Raw genomic sequence first — 14,973 nt, 5'->3', positions numbered from 1 at the left:
ACATGAAGAAAGCCCCGCCGAAACGGGGCTTCCTGGAAAAACCGGAGACGTTCGGTGCGAACATCCGGCGTGAATTCAACGCGACGACACTACGACACGATCAGAACGCACCAACAACGATAGCGCTGATGAAGACGAGCGACGTGCAGATCGCCGCTACGCTCAGTTTCGAAGTCCAGTCCGAGCCGAAAATCACGCTCATCCAATGTCCCTCCATGAATGGATAGGCTAGACGCTATCAAAGCTTTGCCGCTGTGAAAAGCCCATCCGGAAGCCGACAAAGAAACGCGCCAGCCACTAGTTTGGTTTCCGAACTCTTAAAGTCTTGTATTGTGAGACAAATCAAAGTTTTCCACAGGGGGTAAGTCCAGTCATGTTGTTCGCAGGAGGCCCCGAGGGTCTCCTAATGTTGCTTTGCACAACTTGAGTATTGGGACCAGTCGTCGTGTCAGACAGCCGATCGGTGATTGTCAGGTTGCTTGGGGCGGTTTCGTAGAAAATAGTTCTGTTGACCGGTTATTTACGGAAATCGGCAACATCATTCCCGCATGCGTCGTAGGTTTGTTGCGTTTCTCGCCTTATCGCTTGTCGGAGCCGGATTGACCGGATGCGGGCTGTTCCGGTTCGAACAGCGCGAGCCCTGGCGCACACAGGCCGAGGAGGCTTGCATGGCCGCCAAGCTGGTGCAGCCCTCGGCCTACATGTCCCGGGCATCCAAGATCGATGGTCCGGGCGCCTGCGGCATGGACTACCCGTTCCGCGTGACGGCCTTCTCGGCCGGCACGGTCGGTCTCAAGTCCCGGGTCACCCTGGCTTGCCCCATCATTCCGAGCATCGAGGGCTGGCTGGACGAATACGTGAAGCCCGCGGCGCTGCTTTATTTCGGCGTCCCGCTCCTGGACATCAAGGCGGGGTCGTATTCCTGCCGCCCGCGCAACAACCAGAGCGGCGCCAAGACGTCCGAGCACGCCTTCGGCAATGCGCTCGACGTCATGGCCTTTGTGCTGGCCGACGGCCGCGAGGTCACGGTGGTCAAGGGCTGGCGCGGGGAATCTGCCGAGCAGGAGTTCCTGCGCGAGGTCTTCACGGGGGCCTGCCAGAGCTTCACGACGGTGCTGGGGCCCGGCTCCGACCGGTTTCACTACGATCATCTGCATCTCGACCTCGCCCGCCACGACCCGCGAGGGACGCGCCGGATCTGCAAGCCGATCCTGAAATTCGAGCCCCGCATTGATCCCCGCCGGGGCTCGCCGCAACTGCAGGCCGCACAGCCGCCTTCCGCCGATCTGCCCTACGAGACGGACGAGGACGGCCCTGTGGAGGAGGCTGGAGGACCGCGCGCTTCGGACAGGCCCTACGCTGCCGATCTGCCGTCGCCTCGGGCCGCCTACACGGCCTCTCAGCCCGCGAGACCCCCAGGCCAGGCCGCCTCCCAGGCCTCCGCGTCTCCCGCATACGGGGCCGCCCCCTCGATCCCGCAAACCTACGCGCCGCCCTCGAGCCGGCCCGCGCAGGGCGGGTCTCGGCCGCTGGTTCTCTCGCCCCAGGGGATTTACTGAAAGGCCTTTGACTGGCCGGCCAAAGGGCTTTCCGCAGCGGGATTGTGGCTTTTCTCTCTCAGGTCGCAAACATTTCAAGCTGTGCCTTGACGCCGGGCGCGCCTGCCCACATGGTCCTGACAAGGTTTAGGAATCTGCAAGGAGCAGAACGATGAAGTGGGTGGCGGCTGCCCTGGTTACATGCGCGATGCTGGCCACGCCCGTGATGGCGCGGGAAATCACGCCCGCCGAACAGCGGCAGCATCCCTACGACGCGTCGATTCCGGGCTGCGACGACTCCGTCGTCCTGGGGCACATCGCGTCGAAATTCTCCATCAAGGAGGGCCGTTTCTGGCAGTCGCCGCTGACGATCCTGACCTTCGAGCGCATCCAGCAGACGGCCTGGCGCCCCAACGGCCTCGACTTCATCCCCCGGCGGTATTGCTCCGGTGCGGTCGTCACCTCGGACGGCATCAAGCGTCGCATCGACTATTCCATCCGCGAGGATCTGGGTTTCATCGGCCTCGGCTTCGGCACGGAATGGTGCGTCGACGGCCTCGACCGGAACTATGCTTACGCGCCGCAATGCAAGCAGGCCCGTCCCTGATCCCGACCCGATTCCTGGCCGGATTTTTCGTCTGGCTCCTGGTTCTGGCCACCGCTCCCGCGATCGCCCAGGACAGCGAGACCCGAGGCGGACCGGCCGGCCAGTTCGATTTCTACGTGCTGGCCCTGTCGTGGTCGCCCGGCTTCTGCGCCCTGACATCGGATGCCGACGAGCGATCGCAATGCGATGCGGGCAAGGGGCTTGCCTTCGTGACCCACGGGCTCTGGCCGCAGAACGAGCGCGGCTATCCGGTCTTCTGCCGTCCCGCCGACCGCATGTCCCTGCGCGGCACTGTCGCGGAGGCAGCGGGCCTTTTCCCGGACGAGCGCCTCGCACGCTACCAGTGGCGCAAGCACGGCTCGTGCTCGGGTGAGAGCCCGTCCGGTTATTTTCGGGCGGTCCAGCAGGCCCGCGACAAGGTTCGCATTCCCGACAGCCTCGCCCGGATGCCCGTGGCCACGCGCGCCATGCCGCTGGAGATCGAGCGCGCCTTCGCCGACGCCAATCCGGGACTGCGTCCGGACATGATGTCGGTCTCCTGCCGCCGGGATACCCTGCAGGAGGTGCGGATCTGCCTGACCCGCGACCTGCGCGGCTTCCGGCCGTGCCCGGAGATCGACCGCAACAGCTGCCGCGCCGGGCAGATCGGCATTCCGGCCACGCGCTGAAATCGCTGGAGCCGCTCCCGGGAATGTGGAAAGGGCTTCGGGCATGAATTATCGCCACGCCTTTCACGCCGGCAACTTCGCCGACGTCATGAAGCACGCGCTCCTGGTGCGGGTCCTCCTCTACCTTCAGCGCAAGGACACCCCGATCCGGGTCATCGACACCCATGCGGGCCTTGGGCTCTACGATCTTGCCGGCGACGAGGCCGGGCGCACGGGGGAGTGGGTGGGTGGCATCGGACGGCTGAACAAGACATTCGATCCGGCTGTGGAGAACCTTCTTGAGCCCTATCGCCGGCTGATTGCCGAGGTGCGGGCCCGATACGGCGATAAAGCCTATCCGGGCTCCCCCGCCATCGTCCGGGAATTGCTGCGGCGGCAGGACCGGGGCGTGTTCGTCGAGCTGCACCCACGAGACAACGCGGTCCTGGCCGAACGCTTCAACGCGGTCTCCAATCTGAAGGTGATGCATCTCGACGGCTGGACGGCGCTCCATGCGCTGATCCCGCCCAAGGAGAAGCGCGGCCTCGTGCTGATCGACCCTCCTTACGAGGAGCCGGACGAGCTCGAACGGCTGGGCGGCGAGATCCTGGCCGCGATCAGAAAGTGGCCGACGGGCGTTTATTTGGGCTGGTACCCGATCAAGGACACGAAACCCGTCGAACTCCTCTACCGCCGCCTTCGGGCCGAGTGCCCCCGTCCGGGCCTTCGCCTGGAGCTGCTCGTGGACGACCCGCGCGAGCCGAACCGCCTCAACGGCAGCGGCCTCCTCGTCGTCAACCCGCCCTGGGCTTTGAAGCCGGAGGCCGAGATCCTCCTCCCGGCCCTGGCCGAACGCCTGTCCCGCAGCGGTTACGGTGCCTTCCGGTGCGAGGCATTCGGGCCGGAGCCGTAAGGATTGGCGCCGGAGGGAGGCCACAGGGTTCGCAACGCGACGCGCTTGCGGTCGGTCTCGCGATTGTCCATGGAGGAAGCCTTCAGCAACCCGAGGGCCCCATGCTCATCCTTCGCTCTTCGCCTGCTTCTCCGTTCGGCCGTAAGGTCAAGATCTCGGCCAGCCTCCTCGGGCTGTCCGACCGGATCGAGATCGTCCCGAGCGACACCCTCAACCCCGAGGATTCCATCCGCCAGCAGAACCCGTTGGGCAAGATCCCGGCCCTGATCCTCGAGAACGGCGAGATCCTCTACGATTCCCGTGTCATCATCGAATACCTGGATTATCTCGCGGGCGGCGGCGTGATCCCGGCCGGCGAGGAGCGGTTCCTCGCCCTTCGTCATCAGGCGTTGGCGGACGGGATCATGGATGCGGCCCTGCTCCAGGTCTATGAGGGACGCTTCCGCGCCACGGACCGGCAAGAGGCCAAGTGGGTCGACCACCAGGCCGAGAAGGTGAAGCGCGCGCTCGCCCATGCCGAGGCCCATCTGACGGATCTGCCGTCCACGATCCACGTCGGACACATCGCGCAGGCCTGCGCCTTGGGCTACCTGGACCTGCGTTTCGCGGGCGAGTGGCGATCCTCCTATCCGAAGCTCGTGGCATGGCTCGATGCTTTCGCGTCCCAGGTGCCGGCTTTCGAGCACACGAAGGTCAAGGCCTGACGCAACGAAAAAGGCCCGGTGTTTCCACCGGGCCTTTTCCTGTCGCGGGTGCGACGGGTCTTAGTAGGTCGAGAACTTGTAGTTCAGGCCGGCGCGAACCACACCGAACTCGGTGTCGCCATTGCCGTTGTAGTACAGGCCGCCCGAGTTCTTCGTGTCGAGGTTCACGTACAGACCTTCGATCTTGGCGGTCAGGTTGTTCGTGAACGCGTACTCGACACCGCCGCCGAGGGTCCAGCCCCAGTTGCTGTCGTTGCCGCCACCATAATAATAGTTGGTGGTGTTGAGGCCGTAGTAGTTGTTGTTGCCGAGGTCGCCATAGGCGAGACCGCCGGTCACGTAGATGAGGGCGCGGTCGAAGGCGACACCGGCGCGAGCGCGGACCGTGCCGAAGTAACCGTCGGAATCGTCACCACCGTAGTAGTAGCCGCCCGTGGTGTAGTAGCCGGAGCTCTTGTTGCCGACATTGGCGTACTGCAGGTCGGTCTCGACGCCGATGACGAACGAGCCGATCTGGTAGTTGTAGCCGATCTGGCCGCCGCCGATGAAGCCGCCGTCGCTGCCGCTGTCGCCAGCGTAGCCGAAGGCCGGGTCGACGTAACGGTTCGAGCCGGAGTTCCAGCCGTAGCCGGCGTTCACACCGACGTAGAAGCCGGTCCAGGTGAAGACCGGAACGGCGGCGATCACCGGAGCGATCGGGGCCGTACGGGCCGGGAGATCGGCGGCCGAGGCAGCGCCGGACAGGGCAGCCAGTGCAACACCCGCGAGAAGAATCTTTTTCATGGTCTCTCCAATTCCTGTTCTACTGATCGATCCAGGGCTTCTTTGGCTCAGGTTCGATTTAAGCACCATATAAGGCGACACCCATGCGAGGTCTGTTGCAGGCTAAGCACAATGCCTTCCGGCACTGTGGCAGCAACGTGGCGCAATTGTGCGTGCTATTTCCCCTTGGCATCGCTGTACCGACAACTTTGACCTTAAGCTTTGGTTCGGGGAGCGATGTGAGAAATCGCACCTGAGCAGTATCTTCCAAACGGTTGTTACGTAAAGGCAACACTTCGAGGGGCCGAATGATGGAAAACGTGGCTTTAGTGACCGGCGGCGCCCGCCGGATCGGGAAAGCAATCTCCGAGACTTTGGCCCGCCACGGTTACGCTGTCGCAATTCATTGCCACAATTCGGGCACGGAGGCCGCGTGTGTGAAATCGCACATCGAGGCGCAAGGCGGCCGCGCGGCCGTGATCCGGACCGATCTTTCCGACCCCGCTGCGGCCGGGTCCCTGATGGAAGAGGCCGAGGCGGCGCTCGGGCCGGTCACCCTCCTGGTCAACAACGCGTCCGAATTCGAGCCCGACGGGATCGGCAGCCTCGATGTCGCGCGGTGGGACCGGCACTTTTCCGTCAACCTACGCCTGCCCGTCTTTCTGGCCGATGCCTTCGCCAGCCGGCTCCCGGCCGGCCGGGACGGCGCCATTGTGAACATCATCGATCAGCGGGTCCTGAAGCCGACCCCGCACTTCCTGTCCTACGCGCTGACGAAGGCGGGTCTCTTCGCCGCGACCCGCACCCTTGCCCAGGCGCTCGCGCCCCGGATCCGGGTCAACGGGGTCGGCCCTGGCCCGACCCTGGCCAACAGCCGCCAGGACTCGGAGGATTTTCGCAGGCAGACGGATGCTCTGCTGCTTCGGCGCGGGCCGTCCCCGGAGGACATTGCCGACGCGGTGCTCTATCTGGCCCGGGCCCGCAGCGTCACGGGCCAGATGATCGCCGTCGACGGCGGCCAGCACCTGGCGTGGGAGACCCCAGACGTTCTGGTCAATGAGTGAGGCGGATCGCCGAGATGAGGCGGCCATAATCCGGCTCGCCCCGGTGGGTGGTGCGCCGGTAGCTGTAGAAGCGCTCCTCGTCCGCGTAGGTGCAGAGGCCCGTATTGGCGAACTCGCCGATTCCAGAACCCTCCAGCCGCGCGCCGATAAAGGCGGGCAGGTCGAACATGGAATGGTCGGGCCTCTCGCTCGGGATGAAGAAGCGGGCGTGATCCGCGTCCGCCTCCAGGAAACGCGCCACGAAGTCGGGGCCCACCTCGTAGGCGGCCTGGCTGATGGTGGGACCGAGCACGGCCACGATGTTGCCGCGCTCGGCGCCCTGCGCCTCCATGGCGTCCACCGTGGCTTCGAGAACCCCCGTGAAGGCGCCGCGCCAGCCCGCATGGGCCGCCCCGATGACGCCTGCGTGGTGGTCCGCGAAGAGGACCGGGCCGCAATCCGCCGTCGAGATCGCCAGCGCGATGCCGGGCGTGCGCGTCACGAGGGCGTCGGCCTTGGGCCGGTCGCCGGCCCAAGGGGCATCGACGACGACCACGTCGGGGGAATGGATCTGATATAGGCTCAGGAGCGCCTCCGGCTCCACGCCCAGGTCCTCCGCCATGCGGCGGCGGTTCTCGGCCACATGGGCCCGATCGTCCGAGGAGCCGATGCCGCCGTTGAGCGAGGCATAAATCCCCTCCGACACGCCGCCCTGACGGGTGAAGAAGGCATGGCGGATGTTGGGGTAGGAGGCGAGCTCGGGCGCTTCGATGAACATGATCAGGACTCCGCCGGACGAGGTGTCCCGACCGGGAGGCCGGGCAGGGATTCGAGACCGGGATGGCTTAGGGCCAAAACCTTAAAGAGGCTTCCCATGCCGGTCTCGCCGCAATTCGTGAGGCGTGCAAGGGCGCGCTCGATGGATTCGGCCTGTGGAGGTGAGGCGCGCCGCTTCAGGGCCTCGGCGCGGGCCGATATTCCGAGGGCGTGAAGGAAATCGCCCTGCGTCGCGAGGCCATGGGCGCGGGCGCCCTCGGCGGCCGCGGCGCGCGCGAGGTGGTGGAAATCCACATGCGTCGTGAGGTCCGCCTCGCCGGGCTCGGCCAGCGGGTCGACGTATTCGTGCCGTCGCAGAGCCTGCAGCGTGTCGCCCAGGGCCGGCCCCCAATAGCCGTAATCGATCAGCAGAGCCGCGCCGCCGTCGCGGGCGATGCGCCGGCCGAGCGCGCGGGCGATGGCAATGGACGCGAGCGGGACTTCCAGCACGTCGCCGGGCCGCCGGGGCCGTTGCGGCAGGCTTTCGGGCTCGGCCCGCAGCCCGAACGTCAAGGCGGCCCCTTCGATCCCCACCAGGCGCTCGCACCAGCCTCGGTCCGTCGCCACGTATTGCCGGACGGGGAGGGCATCGAAGAACTCGTTGGCGACCAGGAGGACCGGCCCGTCGGGAAGGCTCTCCAGATCGTCGTGCCACTGTGCCGTGAGGCCGGAGCCCGCGAGAACGGCCCTCTGCCGCTCCCTCAGGGCCGGACTCGTCTCCACGAGGTGGACGTCGAGGGCGGCCTGGAACCCGGGCAGGATGCGGGCGGCCCTGAGGGCGTCGGCCATCAGGGTTCCGCGCCCGGGGCCGATCTCCACCACACGCACGGTCGCGGGACGGTCCATGGCGGTCCAGACTTCCGCGAGCCACAGCCCGACGAGCTCGCCGAACATCTGGCTGATCTCGGGCGCGGTGGTGAAATCCCCATCGGCCCCCAGCGGGTCGCGGGTGGCGTAATAGTGCCCCAGGCACAGGCCCATATAGCGCTCGACCGTGAGCGGCCCCTCCAGGGCGATGAGCTGGCGCAGGCCCTTCTCGAACTCCGTCACGCGGCCTCGGCGGACCGGCGCGGGCGAGTGAGACCCCGCACGGCGATCACGATCAGGCCAAGCCCCGCCAGCCCCATGGGCAGCGACAGCACCATGCCCATGGTGATGCCCCCGCCCAGCGCTCCGACCGAGGAGCCGAACAGGAACCCAAGCTGCGCGTCGGGCTCGCGGAAGAACTCGCACACGATCCTGGCCACGGCATAGCCCACCACGAACAATCCGCTCAGAAGGCCGGGGCGCCGGAAGCCGAAGCGGTTCACCGCCCAAGCCATGACGACGAAAAGCACCAAGCCCTCCCCGAAAGCCTCGTAGAGCTGGCTTGGATGGCGCGGCACGGGACCGCCATGGGGGAACACCACCGCATAGGGGAAGTCCGGCGCGGGCCGCCCCCAGAGTTCGCCGTTGATGAAATTGGCGATGCGCCCGAAGAACAGACCGATGGGCGTCACCACGGCGGCCATGTCGAGGATGGAGAGGGCGTTGAGGCCCCGAGAGCGGGCGAAAAGCGCGATGGCCGCGGCGGCGCCCAGGAAGCCGCCGTGGAACGACATGCCGCCGTGCCAGATCGCGAAGATCTCGAGCGGGTTCGCCAGATAGGCGCCCAGATTGTAGAACAGGACGTATCCGATCCGCCCGCCCAGGACGACGCCGAGCGCCACCCAGACGATGAGGTCATCCACGTCCGCCGGTTTGGGCTGAGGGGAGGGCGGCCAGAGGGCGGAGCGGTCCGCAAGCCGTCGCGCATAGAACCAGCCCCCCAGCAGGCCGACCACATAGGCCAGGGCATACCAGCGGATCGCGAGCGGCCCGAAGGAGATCGCGATGGGGTCGATGACGGGAAACGGGAGGGCGAGAACGGGCATCTGGGCCTTGTAAAGCGTTTCCCAGCCATTGGACCGCCGGGCAAGCCGCCGTCAACCCTGTTGCAGTCCCGGCCGAAAACGACCACATCTGCACCATCGCGTTTCCAGTCGAGGACGAGCACACCATGGCCCAGAGTTCCAACCGCCTGTTCGATGAGATCGCCCGACTCGCCACCGATGCGGCCGGGGCCGCCCAGGGCGTGCGCCGCGAGGTCGAGACCGTCGTGAAGTCCCAGGCCGAGCGCCTGATCCGGGACATGGACGTGGCCACCCGCGAGGAGGTGGAGGTGCTGCGCGAGATGGTGTTGGCCGCCCGCGAGGAAAACGAGCGCCTGAGCGCCCGCCTGAAGGTTCTCGAGGATCGGCACTCCGCTACGGAAGATGCCAAGCCCACATCTGCGTGATTCCCGCTTTCTCAACAGGAATTCAGTTGAAGGACGGCTGTTGTGGACAGTTGTCCGTCATGGATTGTGAGGGTGGGCAAAATCTTAGAGTGTCAAAGGCGCGTTGATTCGTGCCGCTCCTCGGGATTCATCTTTCGAAACTTCCAGTATTCGTAGGATTCATCTGGATATCGGCTGGCTCGACGTCGTTTTGTAGCTGCGTGCCAATGCACCTCAAGCGTGCTTGAGGCGTCAGGATCGACATGTCTCACATTCTCGATTTCGAGCGTTCGGAACATCCCCTGGATATCGTCGAGCGTTTCGCCTCGCTCAGGCACTGGATGTTCGACCGGGCCGAGACGGACGAGATGTCCATCGCGGTCGAGGGGCGGTGGGCCAACTACAACATCGCGTTCACGTGGATCGAGGACGTGGAGGCGATCCATGTCGCGTGCGCGTTCGACCTCAAGGTGCCCGAACGACGGCGCCAGGAGGTGCTCGCGCTCATCGCCCGGATCAACGAGCAACTCTGGGTCGGCCATTTCGACCTGTGGAATTCGGAGAACGTGGTCATGTTTCGCCAGGCCCTGCTGCTGGCGGGAGGCGCCGAACCCACGGACGGCCAGTGCGAGACCATGCTGCGCGTCTCCGTCGAAGCCTGCGAGCGGTATTTCCAGGCCTTCCAATTCGTCCTGTGGGCTGGCAAAACGGCGGCCGAAGCCCTCGATTGCGTGCTGTTCGAGACCGAGGGCGAGGCCTGAGCCCCAGGCCGCCCCGTCGCAATAGTCGCAGCCGAGATCCATCCGATGCCTGATCAAGCCAAGAATCTGCCTTCCTCCATCATCCTCGTGGGCGCCGGCAAGATGGGCGGCGCCATGCTCGAGGGCTGGCTCGGCGTCGGCGTGCCCGGCTCCGCCGTGACGGTGGTCGATCCTCGCGCCTCGGACGCCATGAAGGCGCTCTGTGAGGAGCGCGGCGTGGCCTTGAACCCGGCGACGGTTCAGCCCGCCGAGGTGGTGGTGCTCGGCATCAAGCCGCAGACTCTGGAAGAGGCGGCTCCCGTCATCAACGGCTATGTGGGTCGGGGCACCCTCATCGTGTCGATCCTGGCGGGCAAGACCATCCGGAACCTGCGCGATCGCCTCCCCAACGCCGGCGCGGTGGTCCGCGCCATGCCGAACCTGCCCGCCAGCATCGGCCGGGGCGCCACGGGCGTGGCCGCCAGCGAGGACGTGACAGAGGCCCAGAAGGCCATCGCCGACACGCTCCTGCGCAGCAACGGCCTCGTGGAATGGCTGCCCTCGGAGACCATGATCGACGCCGTGACGGCTATGTCCGGCGGCGGCCCGGCCTACGTGTTTCTGCTCGTCGAGCACCTGGCGGCGGCCGGCGTGGCGGCGGGCCTGCCGGAGGACCTGTCGCAGCGTCTGGCTCGTGCCACGGTGTCGGGGGCGGGCGAATTGCTCGCGCGGAGCGACCTTCCGCCCGAGACCCTGCGCCAGAACGTCACCTCGCCCGGCGGCACCACGGCGGCGGCCCTCAAGGTGCTCATGGCCGAGCCCGGCGGCGTCAAGGACCTCATGAAGGAAGCCATCCTGGCGGCCCGGCACAGGGCCGGGGAACTCGCCGGCTGAGGTGGGATATCCGGCGGCGATCCCTACATAAGGGGCTGAGTTATCAGAGGAGCCCTCCATGTCGGATGCCGCGTCAGCCACCCCTAAGCCCTCCGGGCGCGAGGCCATCGTCGAGGCGCTCATGCGGCTTGCGGCGCGCCGTCCGTGGGACGAGATCGAGATTGCCGATATCGCCGTTGAGGCGGGCGTGAGCCTTGCCGATTTCCGGGACGCCTTTCCGTCCAAGGGCGCGGTGCTCGGCGGCTTCTCCCGCATGATCGACCGCAAGGTCCTGGAGGGGACGACGGACGATCTGGCCGGAGAGCCCGCCCGCGAGCGGATCTTCGACGTGATCATGCGCCGGTTCGACGCAATGGAGCCCTACCGGCCCGCCCTGCGCCGGATCCTTCCCGCCTTTCAGCGCGATCCGGTGGCCCTGGCGGCCCTGAACAAGGGGGCGTTGAATTCGCAGCGCTTCATGCTGGCGGCGGCGGGGATCTCGACGGAAGGGCCACTCAGCACCCTCAAGCTCCAGGGCGCCGTTCTGGTTTTCGCCAACACCCTACGGGTCTGGCTCGACGATGACGACCCGACGCTCGCCCGCACCATGGCGCGCCTCGACCGCGAACTGAAGCGCGGCGAGCGGGTGCTGGAGCAAGCCGAGGACGTGCGCCGCCTCACCGCTCCGTTCAGGGCCATGGGCCGCGCCTTCATGAACGCGCGCCGTGACGGCCGTGGCGAACGCCGCACACCGGAGGCGGACGCTCCGGTTTCCCCGAAGGACGGCGACGCCGTCAATCCGGCCGCGGCGATCTGACGACAACAGGGGGCAGACAATCATGGACCAAGCCGCACCGCCGGCCACCATCACCTTCGACGATTTTCTGAAGGTGGATATCCGCGTCGGCCGCATCGTGGCGGCCGAGCCTTTCCCGCAGGCCCGCAAGCCCGCCTACAAGCTCACCATCGATTTCGGGCCGGAGATCGGCACGAAGCGGTCCTCGGCGCAGATCACCGTGAACCATGGGGTGGAGGAGCTGGTGGGCCAGCAGGTTTTGGCCGTGGTGAACTTTCCGCCGCGCCAGATCGGACCGTTCATGTCGGAGGTCCTGACGCTCGGCGTGCCGGACGCGGACGGCGCCGTGATGCTGATCCGGCCAGACAGGGAAGTGCCGGTGGGCGGAAGATTGTTTTAGAGCTCAACAAATTCCCTCCCCCTTGTGGGGAGGGCTAGGGTGGGGGTGTGGGCGCCAACACCTCAAAGTGTAGCGCTCACACCCTCACCTCCAACTGCTCCCCACAAGGGGGAGGAGAGCATGTTGGTGCCATCCTACGCGGGCAGCCGCACCGTCGCCCGCAAACCCCCGAGCGGCGAATCTCCCAGCGTGATATCCCCGCCATGCGAGCGCGCGATGTCGCGGGCGATGGCGAGGCCGAGGCCCGAGCCGCCTTCGTCCTGGTTGCGGGCCTCGTCCAGGCGCACGAAGGGCTTGAACACCTCGCCGCGCATGTCGGCCGGGATGCCGGGGCCGTCGTCGTCCACATGCAGCACGAGCCAGCGGGTCTCGTGGTTGGCCGAGATCTCGATGCGGTCGCCGTGGCGCGCGGCATTGGACACGAGGTTGAAGATCAAGCGGCGGAAGGCGTCGATGCGTACCGTGATGTTGGGGTCGCCCACGATGTCGAGATGGGTCGCGTGGCCCTGTCGTTCGGCGTCCGACTGCACTTCTTCGAGGATCATGCGCAGATCGGTGGTGACAGCGGGTTCGTTGGTGTCGCCGCGCGCGAAGGACAGGTAGCCCTCCAGCATCCGGCTCATCTCGTCCACGTCGCGCTTCAGGTCCTCCACCTCGGGCGTCTGCCTGAGCAGCGCGAGCGAGAGCTTGAATCGCGTCAGGATCGTGCGCAGGTCGTGGCTGACGCCGTTGAGCATGGTGGTGCGCTGTTCCATGCTGCGCTCGATGCGGCGGCGCATCTCCAGGAACGCGTGACCGGCCTGGCGCACCTCCCGCGCGCCGCGCGGCCGGAACTCGATCTCGCGTCCCTTGCCGAGCGCTTCGGCGGCTTCCGAGAGCTTGAGGATCGGGCGGATCTGGTTGCGCAGGAACAGGATCGCGATGCCGAGCAGGATCAGCGACGAGCCGCCCATCCAGACCAGGAAGATATGCGAGTTCGACGCATAGGCCTGGGAGCGGCGCGCGATGACGCGCATCACGTCCTTGTCGGAGAGCTTGACCCGGATCTCGATGTAGTTGGATCGCCCGACCGTATCCATCCAGTAGGGCTTGTCGATCTGCCGGCGCAGCTCGTCGGACAGCGTCTCGTCGAGGATGGAGAAGAACGGCTTCGGGCCCACCGGCGGCAGGTCGGTGTCGTGGAGGATGTCCACGTCGAGCTGCAGCCGCTCGGAGGCGATGCGGGCGAGCGTTGTGGCGTCGCGGTCCTGCGGATAGCTCTCGTAGATGTCGATGAGGGCCGAGATGTCGGCCGTCACGGCGGCGGAGAGGCGGCGCGTCACGAGCTGCCAGTGGCGCTCCATGAACACGTAGACCACGACGGATTGCAGCAGCACCACCGGCGCGATGATGATGATGAGCGAGCGGGCGTAGAGCCCCTTCGGCAGGATGGCCCCGAGCGAACGCATGGCCCGGTCGAACCAGTGCATGCGGACGAGGGCGCCGAGCTTCATCGATCCACGACCAGGCGGTAGCCGATGCCCCGCACCGTCTGCAGGAAGAGCGGGTTGGCCTGGTCGATCTCGATCTTGCGGCGCAGGCGGTTGATCTGCACGTCCACCGTGCGCTCGTTGGCGCCGGGCCCGTTGCCCGCCAACTCCTCGCGCGGCACGTTGGTGCCCGCGCGGGAGCCCAGGATCGTCAGGATCTCGCGCTCGCGCTCGGTGATGCGCACGACCTCGTCCTCCCGCCGCAGCTCGCCGCGATCGAAGCGGAAGCTGAAGGGGCCGAAATGGATCGCCTCCGGGGTGTCCGGGCCGGCAGGCCCGGCGGGCGGCGTCGAGCGCTTGAGGATGTTGCCCAGGCGCAGGATCAGCTCCCGGGGCTCGAAGGGCTTGGACAGGTAGTCGTCCACCCCGATTTCGAGGCCGTTCACCCGGTCCGCCGTATCGGCGCGGGCGGTGAGCATCAGAATGGGAACGGATGAGGTCTGGCGCAGGGAGCGGGCGTAGTCGAAACCCGATTCGCCCGGCATCATCACGTCGAGCACGAGAGCGTCGAACACGAAGTTCTCGGCCTTGGCGCGCGCCTCGGCGGCGCTGGACGCGGCGGTGACGCGGTAGCCGTGCTCGGACAGGAATCGAGCCAGAAGGTCGCGCAGGCGCCGGTCGTCGTCCACCACGAGGATGTGGGGAGCATGGTCGGGAATCTCGACGTGGGTGGCGTCCGTCATTCGCTCGGTGTGCTGAAAACCAGCCTCTCCACATGGGCGCGGTCGTCGGGGTCGATGAGCCGCAGGAGGTAATTGCTTATCACTTCCTTGGCGTCCGGTTCCAGCCCGCCGAGCGCCTTCATGATCCGGCGGGTCTGGAGCTTGGACAGGCGGATCGCGAGCTCATGCCCGATCGGTGTGGTCTGAAGATGACGCTGGCGGCGATCGGACGTGCCCGTGGAGCTGGTGACGAAGTCCTTCTCGATCAGCTCCTTGAGCACCCGGTTGAGGCTCTGCTTGGTGATGCGCAGGATGTCGAGGAGTTCCGCGATGGTCAGGCCCGGCTGGCGGTCCACGAAGTGCAGGACTCGGTGATGAGCGCGTCCGAAACCGAACTCGTCGAGGATGCGGTCCGGGTCGCTCACGAAATCGCGATAGGCGAAGAAGAACAGCTCGATGAGATCGTAGGCCGGGACCTCCGCCAGGATGTCATCCCCGGTTTTCCCCTTCACTCCCCCGCGCTTGATGGCCTGTACTGCGTCGGACACGGTCTCACACCTAAGTTTTAAGTCAGCCTTGTTGACATATCTCAAGCCGATTGTTACTCGTCAACCCGCTTCCGTGAAATGAATGAACCTTAAAGGGTA

Annotated in this window: 19 protein-coding genes; 12 read left to right on the top strand and 7 right to left on the bottom strand. The window is 66.3% G+C overall.

The genetic code is table 11. The features are described from left to right. Nucleotides 1-2 precede the first annotated feature (2 nt). The 6 genes from ILT42_RS02130 (at nucleotide 3) to ILT42_RS02105 (ending at nucleotide 4,409) form a co-directional block, all read left to right on the top strand. Nucleotides 3-227, top strand: a complete 225-nt coding sequence (locus tag ILT42_RS02130; protein WP_204213659.1) for a hypothetical protein — start codon at nucleotides 3-5, stop codon at nucleotides 225-227. A gap of 321 nt (nucleotides 228-548) precedes the next feature. Continuing rightward, complete coding sequence (locus ILT42_RS02125) at nucleotides 549-1,559, top strand: extensin-like domain-containing protein (RefSeq protein WP_229428324.1); 1,011 nt, start codon at nucleotides 549-551, stop codon at nucleotides 1,557-1,559. Between the two features lie 151 nt (nucleotides 1,560-1,710). Then, on the top strand, nucleotides 1,711-2,145 hold the full coding sequence (locus ILT42_RS02120) for a hypothetical protein (protein WP_204213657.1): 435 nt from the start codon (nucleotides 1,711-1,713) through the stop codon (nucleotides 2,143-2,145). Next, on the top strand, nucleotides 2,124-2,813 hold the full coding sequence (locus ILT42_RS02115) for a ribonuclease T2 family protein (protein ID WP_204213656.1): 690 nt from the start codon (nucleotides 2,124-2,126) through the stop codon (nucleotides 2,811-2,813). Before ILT42_RS02120 ends, ILT42_RS02115 begins: the two co-directional genes overlap by 22 nt. Before the next feature lie 43 nt (nucleotides 2,814-2,856). Next, a complete protein-coding gene (locus ILT42_RS02110; protein WP_204213655.1) occupies nucleotides 2,857-3,705 on the top strand; it encodes a 23S rRNA (adenine(2030)-N(6))-methyltransferase RlmJ in 849 nt (282 codons plus the stop codon). A gap of 101 nt (nucleotides 3,706-3,806) precedes the next feature. Next, entirely contained in the window at nucleotides 3,807-4,409 is a 603-nt protein-coding gene (locus tag ILT42_RS02105; protein WP_204213654.1) for a glutathione S-transferase family protein, read from the top strand. A gap of 60 nt (nucleotides 4,410-4,469) precedes the next feature. Here the strand turns inward: ILT42_RS02105 and ILT42_RS02100 are convergent, their stop codons facing one another. Then, the gene (locus tag ILT42_RS02100) at nucleotides 4,470-5,192 is read right to left on the bottom strand and encodes an outer membrane protein (protein ID WP_204213653.1); all 723 of its coding nucleotides are present in this window, start codon (nucleotides 5,190-5,192) and stop codon (nucleotides 4,470-4,472) included. A gap of 287 nt (nucleotides 5,193-5,479) precedes the next feature. On the opposite strand from ILT42_RS02100, the gene ILT42_RS02095 reads away from it, so the two are divergent. Then, the gene (locus ILT42_RS02095) at nucleotides 5,480-6,235 is read left to right on the top strand and encodes an SDR family oxidoreductase (protein ID WP_229428323.1); all 756 of its coding nucleotides are present in this window, start codon (nucleotides 5,480-5,482) and stop codon (nucleotides 6,233-6,235) included. Here ILT42_RS02095 and pgeF read toward each other — a convergent pair. From pgeF to lgt, 3 genes are read right to left on the bottom strand one after another with little or no spacing between them, the layout of a single operon-like run. Further along, nucleotides 6,225-6,992 (bottom strand): peptidoglycan editing factor PgeF, encoded by a 768-nt coding sequence (gene pgeF, locus ILT42_RS02090; protein WP_204213651.1) that lies wholly within the window; start codon nucleotides 6,990-6,992, stop codon nucleotides 6,225-6,227. The two genes, ILT42_RS02095 and pgeF, sit on opposite strands and share 11 nt — an antisense overlap. 2 nt (nucleotides 6,993-6,994) lie before the next feature. Continuing rightward, the gene (locus ILT42_RS02085) at nucleotides 6,995-8,080 is read right to left on the bottom strand and encodes a class I SAM-dependent methyltransferase (protein WP_204213650.1); all 1,086 of its coding nucleotides are present in this window, start codon (nucleotides 8,078-8,080) and stop codon (nucleotides 6,995-6,997) included. Continuing rightward, entirely contained in the window at nucleotides 8,077-8,943 is an 867-nt protein-coding gene (gene lgt / locus ILT42_RS02080) for a prolipoprotein diacylglyceryl transferase (RefSeq protein WP_204213649.1), read from the bottom strand. The genes ILT42_RS02085 and lgt overlap by 4 nt, the downstream gene beginning before the upstream one ends. 125 nt (nucleotides 8,944-9,068) lie before the next feature. Here lgt and ILT42_RS02075 point away from each other — a divergent pair, with 125 nt between their 5' ends. The 5 genes from ILT42_RS02075 (at nucleotide 9,069) to ILT42_RS02055 (ending at nucleotide 12,135) form a co-directional block, all read left to right on the top strand. Further along, complete coding sequence (locus tag ILT42_RS02075) at nucleotides 9,069-9,347, top strand: accessory factor UbiK family protein (RefSeq protein ID WP_204213648.1); 279 nt, start codon at nucleotides 9,069-9,071, stop codon at nucleotides 9,345-9,347. A 242-nt stretch (nucleotides 9,348-9,589) separates the two neighbouring features. Continuing rightward, entirely contained in the window at nucleotides 9,590-10,087 is a 498-nt protein-coding gene (locus ILT42_RS02070; RefSeq protein WP_204213647.1) for a type III secretion system chaperone family protein, read from the top strand. A 45-nt stretch (nucleotides 10,088-10,132) separates the two neighbouring features. Then, nucleotides 10,133-10,960, top strand: coding sequence for a pyrroline-5-carboxylate reductase (gene proC / locus ILT42_RS02065; protein WP_204213646.1), 828 nt, complete (start codon nucleotides 10,133-10,135; stop codon nucleotides 10,958-10,960). 58 nt (nucleotides 10,961-11,018) lie between these two features. Further along, nucleotides 11,019-11,756 (top strand): hypothetical protein, encoded by a 738-nt coding sequence (locus ILT42_RS02060; RefSeq protein WP_204213645.1) that lies wholly within the window; start codon nucleotides 11,019-11,021, stop codon nucleotides 11,754-11,756. A gap of 22 nt (nucleotides 11,757-11,778) precedes the next feature. Then, nucleotides 11,779-12,135 carry a tRNA-binding protein gene (locus ILT42_RS02055; protein WP_204213644.1) on the top strand — a complete coding sequence of 119 codons (357 nt, stop codon included), beginning with the start codon at nucleotides 11,779-11,781 and terminating at the stop codon, nucleotides 12,133-12,135. A 134-nt stretch (nucleotides 12,136-12,269) separates the two neighbouring features. Here ILT42_RS02055 and ILT42_RS02050 read toward each other — a convergent pair whose 3' ends face one another. The 3 genes from ILT42_RS02050 to ILT42_RS02040 are packed head-to-tail and all read right to left on the bottom strand — an operon-like array spanning nucleotide 12,270 to nucleotide 14,838. Then, a complete protein-coding gene (locus ILT42_RS02050) occupies nucleotides 12,270-13,628 on the bottom strand; it encodes an ATP-binding protein (RefSeq protein ID WP_204213643.1) in 1,359 nt (452 codons plus the stop codon). Continuing rightward, nucleotides 13,625-14,347, bottom strand: a complete 723-nt coding sequence (locus tag ILT42_RS02045) for a response regulator (protein WP_229428322.1) — start codon at nucleotides 14,345-14,347, stop codon at nucleotides 13,625-13,627. Before ILT42_RS02045 ends, ILT42_RS02050 begins: the two co-directional genes overlap by 4 nt. After that, nucleotides 14,344-14,838 carry a MarR family winged helix-turn-helix transcriptional regulator gene (locus tag ILT42_RS02040; protein WP_324617708.1) on the bottom strand — a complete coding sequence of 165 codons (495 nt, stop codon included), beginning with the start codon at nucleotides 14,836-14,838 and terminating at the stop codon, nucleotides 14,344-14,346. The genes ILT42_RS02045 and ILT42_RS02040 overlap by 4 nt, the downstream gene beginning before the upstream one ends. Nucleotides 14,839-14,973: the final 135 nt, after the last annotated feature.

The sequence above is a fragment of the Microvirga pudoricolor genome (assembly GCF_016892705.1).
Classification (GTDB): domain Bacteria; phylum Pseudomonadota; class Alphaproteobacteria; order Rhizobiales; family Beijerinckiaceae; genus Microvirga; species Microvirga pudoricolor.
The sequence above is the reverse complement of the archived record's forward strand: the minus strand, read 5'-3'. Positions and strand labels throughout refer to the sequence as shown.